Raw genomic sequence first — 11371 nt, forward strand, 5'->3', positions numbered from 1 at the left:
CGAATCCGCTTCTTATGTGCCAGAAGCCGGAGATCTCGAGTGTGTGTTGGCATCCACCCGGAGCACCACGACGATCGTAGTAAGTAGACCGAGGAGGCCTGCCACCGAGCTCAAGGACAAGACGGCCAGCGGCCAACTCAGCACAAACGGAGCATTCGGAAATAGCCTCGGAGCCCAGTGCACGGCTGCAACTCCCAACAAGATCCCGGCTCCCCCGCCGAGTAACCCCAAGAGGAGGGTCCCGATGATCATTTCGGACCATATTCGGCGCCGGGAAGCTCCAAGCGCGATCTTGAGGGCGATTTCTTTCCTCCTCCGGCCGATCGAGAGAATTGACGCCGCCGAAGTGATCAAGCCGCCAAGTAATATCGCCGTAAGGGCCACCACCAACGCGGTCCTATGGGCGGTGGCAGTGGTCTTCTCGTAGACACTTTGAATCTCGTCGGGAAACGTAAGTCTGAAATCATCTTTTTGAGAGACGTCGATCTGGTGTTCCTTTCGTAGCAAGGCTGTGACTTCACCAGATAGTGGATGGATCTTGTTCGGAGGAAGCGCTCTGACAAGTAGCATCCGATAGGTATTTCCAACGGCGAAGTAGCGCTTTGCGGTACTTAGTGGTAGCCACAGTTCGGCATCTTCTTGTGACGGCACGCCATCAGCGCGTTGCGGCGCAAATACGCCGCGGACCACGAAGGGAACATCACCCAACTTGATTTCTTTGCCGACGCATTCTCCGGCGGGGAATAGGACTGCCCTGATCGCCGGTCCGATGATGCAATAGCGCTCATCATCGCGCTCGTTTCCAGTGTAATAGAAGCCGGCAGCAAGTCGTTTCTTCTTGATTCGAAGTAATGACGCATCCGTCGCCATTACTACTGGCTCGAAATAATTCGATCCACTTGTCGCACCAGGAACGGAAACGAACTTATAGACCGCGAGTTCTCCTCTCCCAACAAGTCCGCTCCTGATATTGTCGATCGTCGCTTCAGTCCAAACACCCTCTTTAGGGTTCCCAGTTGGAGCAGTTCCCATTACCAGTACTGAGTCGAGGTCCCACTGAGCGACGTACTTCGCAATCTCTTGCGCCACCCCACTGTTGAGTGCCAGTAGGAGTACTAACGATGCTGTTGCGACCATCGCTGTCGTAGCAGTGGCCAGAGCGGACGGCACGTCCGAAACAGCGGTCTTCAACATGGCAAGCGCGGCGCGGATCCTTCGCAAGATTCAGTTCCTCATCAGACGCGAGTTTGTCGCGTCGACGTCTCATCTCTCAGTTAGGAAGTCGATCTCAGGGACTCATTTCGGGCACTGAGTAGCAACAATCGATCCCATCTTGGTTCAAGACTCGTTACAGCCCCCAGGAGAGCGAGGCCGACCCCCGCCGCGCCCATTAGCAGGCCTGGCTGCTTCGCCCAACCCTTCTCGTTGAGCCGCCACACAAAACCCAATCCGGTCTCGCCTCCTCGGATCTTGGCGCTGAATTCGAGTGTGCGTCGCAGCCAATAGTTGCTCGCATCAGCGAACACCTGATCATCTGATGCCTGGAAAAAACGATTGAACATGTGACTCAACCCCGATGTTCCATGGCACAAGGTTTCATCAACGACACCTGAGGATTCTGGTGATCGTCTGGCTGCGTGTAACGCGGTCTCAAGCGCGATTTGAGAGATCCTCTCGGAGCCCAGACAGTCTCCGGCTACACGTAGCGCCCCAGCCAATCCAAGATCGCCATAGCACCAGCCAAGTCGTGAAGGGTCTGGAGCGCGATGCCGTACAAGGCTAGATGCGAATCTCGATGGGCTCCCAATCTCTTGCGTCAACAGGAAGTCGATCGCCTTCCTTGTTAGTTCATCCGCTTCGCAACTCTTTATCCCAAGGCGCCTAATCTGAGCGAGCATCTGAATCACACCTGGAAGTCCATGCGCGGTGCCCAAGTCAAATCGGGGGTAAGGATAGTTTCCGCGCGGCGGTGTTTCCCACCCATTGCCCCCGTTAATCTCGAGTGCTGTTCGCTCAAGCCTTGAGACAATCGCTTCCAGGCAATCACGTGATCCCGGCTCACGTGCCCGCTCGATCGCATACACTCCGAACCCTACCATTCCACTCACCAGATCAAAGTCAATCCAACCCTGGGAGGATTCCACGAATCTCGTGAGGCCAGCGGTAATGTCGTCACTCGGTTCGAGGCACGCGCCGTTTCCGGTATGCTCAAGCAGCCAGGCAGTTCCGAGAAAACCTGAAATCAACCCCGACTCTGCTGGTTGTTTCTCAGCCAACTCAAGTGCCCGAGATAACGAGGATTCGTAAACTTCGGCGGCCCCGTCGAAGAGTCCGGATAACTCCAAATAGTGGAAGAACAGTGATACGCCGGCGTAACCCGCGAATGACGGGCTGGTCCATGGGCCTGATCGCTCGTGAGGATTGAGCGCTAGTTGCGCTGCGAGATACTGAGCAATACCGTCAATCGCATCTCGAATCTGATCCGCAAGCACACCCGACGCAACGGGGATCCATCGACTAGGAAAGCCGCTCACTTCGTGCGAGGATTGGTTCACGCTATTCTCGAGACGGCTTTGACTTCTGATTGGCTGACAACTGCTAACGCTCGGTTGCTTGTTTCATCGTTTACGCATACCCCCCGCGGCCAAGGGTATGTACCCAAGCGGAGACAGGTCTGCATCCGCGGCGCGCATTCACGCACAGCATCCCTTTCACACCGGAAGCTTTGAACGACCCGGTCGTTGCCGTGCGCTGCAGCCGAAACGTGCGAGTCTTGCTACACGCAGACCGTATCGTGGATTGCTGACTTGCACGTCTTGTCGCAGGCGGGATCCGTCTCGCAATTCGTCGTTCCGCCACAATCGTTGATCTTGGTGCCGCCCACTACATCTTCCAGTTCTGGAGCAGTCAACCGCCGAAGCGTCTCTTTGTGAAGTACAAGCTTTTTCATCAAAACCTCCATGCGACAAGGAGCGAACCTGGCGCGAGGCTAGCACGAGGCAATGCCGTGTCAACGGGTTTCTACTGTGGGGTCCACTTGTCTTGAGTGCGCGAGCGTTCAGGCCGTGACCGAAAATACCATTTGTCTTATTACTTCTAGAGGCGGTGATTCATCTTTCTTCCCAAGAGATCTCCGGCTCGAGCTCGGTAAGCCCCCGCAATAGGCGGAGGCGGTCGGTCTTCTGAATGACAAGGTCCGCGAGTACTGTTCGAAGAGTTGCTCCGTTCGCGCCGCTCGCGTCACAGATTGCTTTTGAGAGACATTTGATTTCATCCACGGCGTGGTCATTCAAGCGGCGAGCTCGCTCTCGGTCAGCCAAGACTGGAACATCGTCTAGATGTGCGATCATGAGCAACAGTGGCAAGTTTGCGCGGATTGCATCGTCGATTGTTGAGAATGAGATTGAGCATCTGTTCGTTGCCGCAATTAACTCAATGTACGCGGCGACTGCGAGAATCAGCCGGCTCGAGAAGCCGAGAAGCTTGCTAGTCGCGGCACTAGGCCGACCGGCGCTAAGTGCTTTTATGCGAAGTCTCGGAGCAAATGCGACGATTAGCCTTTCTGCCGCCAGATGCTCAACGTTGATAAATGACGATGCGCCCAAGAACTCGAGCGTGTCACTGAAGGTACGGGTTGCCCACTCCCGCTGAACTCCGCATTCATGCGGATCCGGCCACAGGGAGTATCCGCGCGACGCACATACACGCTCGACCGCCACATAGTCGAACAGCCCGAGCCCGGCGCGCGCGAACACTTGATCTCGCAGCCACTCCTCGCCATCAACAAGCTCGTCGGTGAGACGCGGGCCGTCGGGACCGGGCGGCAGTATGGTCGCGAGCAACGCAATCTCGTCAGACGCTTCCGCAACATCTGAGCGCAAGTCCGCATGCATGATCCGGAAATCGTTGGATGCATCATCCCAGAGTCTTATTGGACATAAGGTGCTCAAGCCGACGACGAGAATATCGCCGCTGCGAGTGAATTGGTTTGCGGGAAACAAGCGACAATTCAGTGGCTTGCGGTGCCGACCGTGGATTGCGTGGAGCTCGCACTTACCCTCGTGCGTCAGGAAGTAGCACGCTGGCCGGGTATTCAGCACTGCTTTCCAGTGGCGGTCGATCTGGGCATCGATTGGCTGCACGAACAGCGGCAGTGAAGGGTATGCTGTGGACAACCACTCAAACTCGATCGCGGTCGACATGAAGTGCGCTCCCCGGCAGCACCGGAAACCGCACTGGACACAATTAAAGCCGAGACTTCCATCTGCGAATGGAAAGTAGAGCCGAAGCCCGTCGAACATCGAAGCGGCTAGATCGGACAACATACGAAACGTGTCACACAGTTGTCTGAGATTATCGCAAGGTCCTGAGCAACTGTTCGAATGAGAAATCCGGGTGAAACACGCCTTGCGCCGTTCGGGCACGAGCTATCAGCTCCGTACGATCAATTCGGCGCGAGTCCATCGATCCGAGAACTACATACCCGCCGTTGAACGGCATCTCGAAGACGTATGTTTGCGGAAACATGGACCGAATCGAAGCCAAGTCAGCACTGATTCGATCATGCCAGTTGATGTTGAAGACGATTATCCCACCGGGCGTTAGCCTTCGTTGAACGTTCTGGTAGAACGTTACCGTTCTCATCGTCGAGTCAACACCTATGGCATCAGTGGAATCTGAAGGCGTGAGGTACGTGTCCATGTAAATCACGTCGTACATTTGATCCGTGCTCTTGAGGAATTCCACTCCATCGGCTGTTACGACGTTCACTTTCTCGTCGGACCTAACTCCGAAATACTCGCTCGCGATTCGAGTTACTTCCGGATCGATTTCGACTGCATCCACTCTCAAGGAAGGATCGTACTCGCGTAGGAAAAGGACCATTGCCCCACCACCCAGACCCACGATCAGCACCCGTTCTTGATGAGGGCGGAGCAGATAGCTGGCAAACATGAATGGTCCGTAGTTCAGTCTAAGGGCGTAAGGTCTAACGAGATCGACTTGGGTTTGGATCGCTTCGTTTCCATCGGGACCCGCGAACGTCAGACTCCTTACTGAACCCAGTTGTCGAACTCTGATGGTGGAGTACTTTGATTTTCGTTCGAGTTGGACAGCCCCCCACTTTTCATCAAGTCGCTTGTTGGTGCCGGCGGCAGGCGCGTTCGGTGTGGTGGCACCGCAAGAGACCATGAGACTTAGAGCAAGTGCGGCTGCAATCCGCACTCCTGCGCCGTGTGACCAGTGGTTTGCAATCCCCTGAATTCGAGCTTGCTCCATGTTCACCAGCTTAACCAACCGTCTCGGCCAAGAGTGCCCAGGGCTTGGAGCACCATTCCCACGTCCACATTGGCGTGCTCTGCTAGGTTCCGCGCCGTCCAATGGCCGCCGTGCGAAGAAACATCTCTGAGGACTACTGCTATCCATTCATCTGGTGGGTCCAATTCAATCCCTCGAACGATCTCATCGAACTCGTCCACTAGGTAAACCTTCGCGGAGTGTATAGTTTCGGGGAATCCACGCGTGAGCTTGTATCCTTCATGCAGTCTGGGCTTCGACTCCTGAGTCCAACCGTCGCGACGAAGCCCCGCTCGCGGCGAAAACGCTTCAAGACTGAGTTTCAGATCTTCAACATCAGGCAGAATGCTATAGGCTGGGCCACGGAGTCCCGGCTTGCCGAAGGTGAAGTAAAGCACGGCACGTATTCGGTCCCGGCTTGTGTTCGCGCCGCCAGAGTGGACCAGCTTACTGTTCATGAAGGTGGCTGATCCTGCCGGAAGCTCAAGCACTTCTGCTCGGCTCTCGTCAAAGCTACTGTGCGCTCTTACCACCTCCGACGACGTAAGATGGCTGTGGGGAATGACGCGCAATGCTCCGGCAGCTCGGTGGGTCGCAGCCAAGTTGACGAAGACAGAGAGCAGCGAAGTCTCCGGGTTCGTTTCGTCCGGATGGAAGGGTTGGCTCTCAGCGCCGGGGAAGACTGTTATCGAACTAAGCTCGACAAGGCGCCGGTCGCTTCCAAGAAACACCTCCGCTGTGTAGTACGCGGGTTCGAGCACCCTCGTAATCGCACTTCGCACCGTTTCCGAGAGTGGCAATGGACGGTGAATTCGATAGTAAGGTGAATGAACATACTGCGGTGAGCCCGTGCAAAATGCAGTGAGCACTTCCAAGAGCAAACTAGAGCATGTCTCTTCGTCAAGTAGTTCGGCGATCGTGAAAAACCCGTTCGTCGCGAAATCGGTTGCGAAATCGCTGGTCATTCTCGCCTCGGGGCTTTGTCGCATGACGAGCTACAGTGGAATCGCGCTCAAGCCGTGTCGTGGTGCAGCTTCAAGTAGACGAGCACGTATAAACTCACTGAGAGTTCAAGCAAGATTGCCGTGATACGCCATGCTGGACGCCATAGCCAGATCGCCAGGTAACCCAGCGACGTGCCGCCTACCAATAGCTTCGACCTCGGTGTGGCTTCCGGGAGTGCTAGGTAGCGAAGCGAAAGGAGAATTGCGGCGACCAAAGACACCAGCGAATACGGCATCAGGAAGTCCTTGAGACTGGACCATTCAGGCGTGCGATACTAGCGCGCGAACCGTGGAAACGGAAGCGCGGAGAGAAACAGGATGGGGGTAGGCGCCAGATCTACGACCGTCCTCCCGACTCCCCCACGCACGGGTGGGACTCTGGAAGCCAACCGTACCACCTATTGGCGAGTAGGCCTCGGGAGGTTTCGCGCCGGAGCCTTCTTGGCGGGCTTTGCCCTAATGACACTTGAATTGGTCTCGTCGCGGGTGGTTGACCCGATCGCAGGGTCGTCGCTATTTGCCTGGACATCCATTATCGGCGTGACCTTACTCGGACTGGCCTTTGGAGCGTATTGGGGCGGTCGCACGATCGACAACGATCCCAGGATCATCAGAATCGTTCGCGCGAGTTCTGGTGCTGCCTTTCTCGTCGCCGCTGTTCCACTGCTGGCAACAGCTGGAAGACCGATCATGGGCGCGCCTTTACCAATCGAACTCTGCTCCACCGCTCTCGTTTTTTACCTGTTCTTCGCGCCCAGTATGTTGCTCGGGATGTTGTTGCCCATGCTGCTGAAGCTTGCTCCAAAGCACGAAAGGGGATTGGGAGTCGCCTATGGTTCCCTCTCAATGTTCTGGTCATTTGGGAGCATCGTGGGAGTGTTCGGCACTGGGTTTGTATTCATCTCAGTCCTTGGCAGTCGCGGAACGCTTTACGGAATAGCCACGACACTGCTTGTCAACTCGTTCTGGTTCCATTTCGCGTCGCCGGATCGTGGCACTCGATCGGAACGCGTGTTCCTGTGGGGTACGATGTTCGGGACTGTACTAATCGGTTTTTCGAGCTCGTTGCTCCTGCAGCCATGAACCAGTCAGGCAGATTAGCTTCCTAGTCTCTGGAGTCCAAGACTCAGAGTAGCGACGTCGCCGACAAACAGGGGCACGCCGTAAATACCCGGTAGTGGCCGTCGCCTCTGCTACCGCGGCAATCCGGTTGCACCAGCGCCGCGTGCGGACTTCCGCAGGTACTCGGAAATACACGCGTGTAGCTCGACACTCTTTCATCAGTAGGGGTTTTGAAGTCGGCGGGTTTCCGCCCGGTTCCCATAAAGAAAGGGATGAAGCCGATTGGCTGCATCCCTGATGAGTTACATGAGCCCCCTCTCCCGGAGTGAGAGGAAAGCTCCGTCGGTCACAATCAAGTGGTCTGCCAGAGAGATTCCCACAAGGTCGCAGGCGCGCTGGACTGCGTGGGTGAACTCGATGTCCTCCACCGATGGCTCAAGGAGGCCGCTTGGATGATAGTGGACTAGAACTATTGAAAGAGCGTTTGAGAGAATTGCCGGCTTGACGATTTCGGCCGGGCGCGCCCTCGTCGTGTTGAGGTCTCCGACCGCCACGACGTTGAACGAGGTCGGCTGGTTTTGACTGTCAAGGCAGAGAACCGAGAGAATCTCTCGGTCCGCGCCGAGGTAGTACGGTCGAATCGCGTTGTGCACGTCTCGCGGTCGACTCACCCGACTGACGCTAAATCGAACCCTGCCATCGCGAACCTGACGAATTCGGACTCTCTGAACTGACTTCGGCGGCTTCACGGCACAGCTCGCGGAGTGAACTCCAGTGTGCAGAGGTTTGCCGATCGACCGTGAATCAGGCAGTAGCCTCCTGAACCGACACGGCAGACCTCGATGTCGTGTTGTTCGCAGGTGGGGCACCAGGTATCCGAAGGGTCGGCGTCATCGACGTACGCATCGCCATTCATGAGGACCCAGGCAAGGACCTCGACGTCCTCCGAATTACACACCGAACACCGTGATAAGACACGTGGCGTCTCGGGTCTTTTCTTGCTGCTCCCTCGCTTATACCCAGCCATGACTACTCCTTTCGGAAATGGGATGCCAATGAAGGAATTCAGCCTCAGATCGCTGTGAGAGTGCGATCCGTCGCTAGCGAGGTCGATCCAGCAGTCGACGGCGCGTGCACTTGGAACGATCGGTTCACTCGGGCGAGCAGGTCGAAAGCTGCCTGGATACTTCCCATGCGATGGGTCGCGTAATCAGTTGCCGCGTCGTACGCATCGAGGATGGTCCGAACTCCTCCGAGCTCGAACCGCTGGCGGAGCTGTGCTGCTGCAACGCTGGGCATTTCGTCAAGCACCGCTGAAAGTATCTCGGTTGCGATGCCGCGCTCAGCCCATTCGCTATAGAGGAAGACGATCGCTTCAAAGGCCTCGAGGTACGAGACAAGCTGGGAGCTCAGTTCCTCCAGGGGGATCTCGCCTGCATGGACCGACACGAGACCTCCTGCGAAAACCCCTCCTCCTCCGACTGCGAGATTCGTGCACACGAACCGGAACGCGCCGATGTGAATCGCGATCCGCGACCTTCCGTCGTAGGAGTTCTGGATCTTGAGACACGGGCAGATCTCGCCGTAGCCCCTGACGAGCTTTGCAAGGGCTGGAAACTTGTAGATGGCACGAAGTCGTGCGCCCCCGCGGTCGACGAAGACGCCCCGAGGAACCGAACCGAGATCGATCGTCTGAATCGCCTGTTCGACCAAGTCGAGGATCGCCTGGTGCCGAATGAGTCTGTAACGTTCGGAGACAACGGCGAGGACTGTGCCGGTGTCGAGCCGTGCTACGGCAAGACGACGCGGAATCTGCTCGTACCGACCTCCGTCTTGTCGATACAGTCGCACCATGCTGACCGGAAAGTCAGCCGGGTGGCCTCGGGTCACGTCTTGATTGATGTGTGCGGACAAGTCGACCGGTGCTCGAGACATTGGAAACCCTCCTTCGGATTGTTGAAAGGACTGCTTTGCAGCGTAGCGAGCCTGCATTCCTAGGAAAGGAGGGGGAATCTGCCGCACCGGAGGACTCGAGCTCAGCGCGCGATACGCGCCGGGGGTCCTCAGGCCCAGCGCAGCTTCGGGCTACGAATAGATGACTCGACCTGGCGGCTGCGGAATGTCGACCAGGAACATCGTCAGGCGCTCGAGGGCCGCCTCCCAGCAGTCGACCGCTTCGTCACGCGAGGGGAGAGTTCCGGTTTCAATCCACACCGTGATCGAGAATCCGTCGCAGGTTGCGTCGAGAAACCTGGCGCCTTCGAGCTCCCAGTGAAAGAGCACAGGCCGTTCAAGTCGACTACGAACCAGCTCATGACTGAAGTTGAAGAACACCGCGAATGCATACCGTGCGTCAGCGACTAGCTCCGGGTAGTTGTGAGCGAACTCGAGGTAGCCCTTCGCCCAGTGCCCGCCGCTCTCATCGCGATTGAACGCTTTCTCGCAGCCGATCGTAAAGAACGCAGTCCCCTTCGCATTGATCGAAGAGATCGCGTTCGAAAGGGCAGGATCGTCGGTAGCCTCGGGGATGTACCGCCCTGCGTCCGGGATCCCCTTGAGCGGTTTGAAACCGTAGTTTGACGGAACTCCTACTCTCTCCACACCAGGATAGGGAATGGCTTTCCCACGATGTCTTATCGTTAGGATGAGGCTGGTGGGCGTCTCCTGCACCTGTTCCTCGTCCAACAATGCCTCCTCCAGTACTTGCGACTCTCCAGGGCGAGAGCACGGGACTCAAAAGAAAAAGCCGGCGGGATTTCTCTCGCTGGCTTTTGTTAGGTTCAACGAACTTGGATCAGAGTTTCGCGGATGCGCTTGTGGTCCCCCATACACACGGGAAGAAAGTCGCACCAAGTGCACCACATGCCGGGTCGCTTGTAGAAATTCCCCGCTGCGGTTTCCCGGGCGACATGCGCGATCTTAGCAAGATACTCGGCAAGCTCAGCCGGCGACCGCTTCGACACATGCCATTCGATCTTCGGCTCTTTCCTCTTGATGAGGACGCAGAAGGCGACTTGTGAAGCCTCGGGATCGGCAAGTTGGTAGCACGTGAGCTGGTCTGACAGTACCACTTCATGGCGTTCGTAGGCGCGAGTTGCGGACTTGAAGTCGATGACAGTCCGGGTCCCGTCGATGTCCGCCACAAGATCTACGATGCCGACGAGGGGCAGGTCGAGGCTCGTGATTGAGAGCTCGAACCGCTTCTCGACCGCCGCGATGTTGGATAGTCGTGGCATCGCATCGAGAGCAAACCTCGCAAGTAGCACCTCCCCGGCCTGCCGAAGCTTGTCCCAGGTCCCCTTGCGTGAGTAATCTAGCTCGATCTCCCGAAGTGATGCCCAGTGGGCCTGGAACGCCGCCACGGGGTCTTCGCCAGAGCGAAAGAGACTGGCAAGAGCGTCATGCACTACAGAACCGAAGGCTAGATTCGCCGACGGCACCCGCCGCCTGAGTCGCTCCAGATAATGGAGCCGATACTGCTCGGGGCAGGTCAGGTACTTCGAGAGTTGAGAGTGTGAAATGTGGGATACGCCAGGCTCTCCCGATTCCTCTTGCCCAAGCGTTACCACTTCCGCAGTCATCGCCTGCTCCGGCCGTTGGCACGATCATTTCGAGCTGGAAAGAGCGCGTCCACGTTCATGTACCTGCCGTCGTCGGAAGGCTTGGTCGTGACCCTGCACGGGAGATTCAAGGCCACCCCCTCTTCGATCCGATACCTACCGTCCGAGTAGCCAGCGTCTTCGAGTGCCAAAGCAAGCTGCCTCTGGCTTCCAAAGAGCTTCAGGGTGTCTCCGTTCACCTGCACGTGAATGAAGAGCCTTCGGCCCCATTGGGTGTCGATCGCGCCGATTCGAAGCAGCCGGGCATCGACCGCCTTGTCGTCGGTCTTCCTCTCGTGGTCCCCGATGTTCCCGCGGGACTCTTGCCCCAGGAACTCGTTCACGATCTCGGACTGAAGGGCAAGCAACTGTGTCGCGCGACGCCTGACCTCATGGTCGGGGACGTTCTCC

Annotated in this window: 10 protein-coding genes; 1 reads left to right on the forward strand and 9 read right to left on the reverse strand. The window is 57.0% G+C overall.

The window, feature by feature from the left end; genetic code table 11:
• Positions 1–12: 12 nt before the first annotated feature.
• The 4 genes from VFV19_18960 to VFV19_18975 form a co-directional block, all read right to left on the reverse strand.
• Positions 13–1194 (reverse strand): ABC transporter permease, encoded by a 1182-nt coding sequence (locus VFV19_18960; protein ID HEX4826388.1) that lies wholly within the window; start codon positions 1192–1194, stop codon positions 13–15.
• 1916 nt (positions 1195–3110) lie between these two features.
• Positions 3111–4202 carry a hypothetical protein gene (locus tag VFV19_18965; protein HEX4826389.1) on the reverse strand — a complete coding sequence of 364 codons (1092 nt, stop codon included), beginning with the start codon at positions 4200–4202 and terminating at the stop codon, positions 3111–3113.
• A 151-nt stretch (positions 4203–4353) separates the two neighbouring features.
• Positions 4354–5277 carry a fused MFS/spermidine synthase gene (locus tag VFV19_18970; GenBank protein HEX4826390.1) on the reverse strand — a complete coding sequence of 308 codons (924 nt, stop codon included), beginning with the start codon at positions 5275–5277 and terminating at the stop codon, positions 4354–4356.
• A 2-nt stretch (positions 5278–5279) separates the two neighbouring features.
• Entirely contained in the window at positions 5280–6056 is a 777-nt protein-coding gene (locus VFV19_18975) for a phytanoyl-CoA dioxygenase family protein (protein HEX4826391.1), read from the reverse strand.
• 684 nt (positions 6057–6740) lie between these two features.
• Here VFV19_18975 and VFV19_18980 point away from each other — a divergent pair.
• Complete coding sequence (locus VFV19_18980; protein ID HEX4826392.1) at positions 6741–7382, forward strand: fused MFS/spermidine synthase; 642 nt, start codon at positions 6741–6743, stop codon at positions 7380–7382.
• Between the two features lie 281 nt (positions 7383–7663).
• Here the strand turns inward: VFV19_18980 and VFV19_18985 are convergent, their stop codons facing one another.
• The 5 genes from VFV19_18985 to VFV19_19005 form a co-directional block, all read right to left on the reverse strand.
• Complete coding sequence (locus VFV19_18985) at positions 7664–8230, reverse strand: JAB domain-containing protein (GenBank protein HEX4826393.1); 567 nt, start codon at positions 8228–8230, stop codon at positions 7664–7666.
• Between the two features lie 202 nt (positions 8231–8432).
• Complete coding sequence (locus VFV19_18990) at positions 8433–9296, reverse strand: DUF932 domain-containing protein (GenBank protein ID HEX4826394.1); 864 nt, start codon at positions 9294–9296, stop codon at positions 8433–8435.
• A 150-nt stretch (positions 9297–9446) separates the two neighbouring features.
• A complete protein-coding gene (locus tag VFV19_18995; GenBank protein ID HEX4826395.1) occupies positions 9447–10046 on the reverse strand; it encodes a hypothetical protein in 600 nt (199 codons plus the stop codon).
• Between the two features lie 95 nt (positions 10047–10141).
• Positions 10142–10942: a PD-(D/E)XK nuclease family protein gene (locus VFV19_19000; protein ID HEX4826396.1), complete on the reverse strand. Its 801-nt coding sequence runs from the start codon at positions 10940–10942 to the stop codon at positions 10142–10144.
• Positions 10939–11371, reverse strand: a 433-nt coding sequence (locus VFV19_19005) for a hypothetical protein (GenBank protein HEX4826397.1), incomplete at its 5' end; no start/stop codon positions are given. The genes VFV19_19005 and VFV19_19000, both read right to left, overlap by 4 nt.

The organism is Candidatus Polarisedimenticolaceae bacterium (assembly GCA_036275915.1).
GTDB lineage: Bacteria > Acidobacteriota > Polarisedimenticolia > Polarisedimenticolales > DASRJG01 > DASRJG01.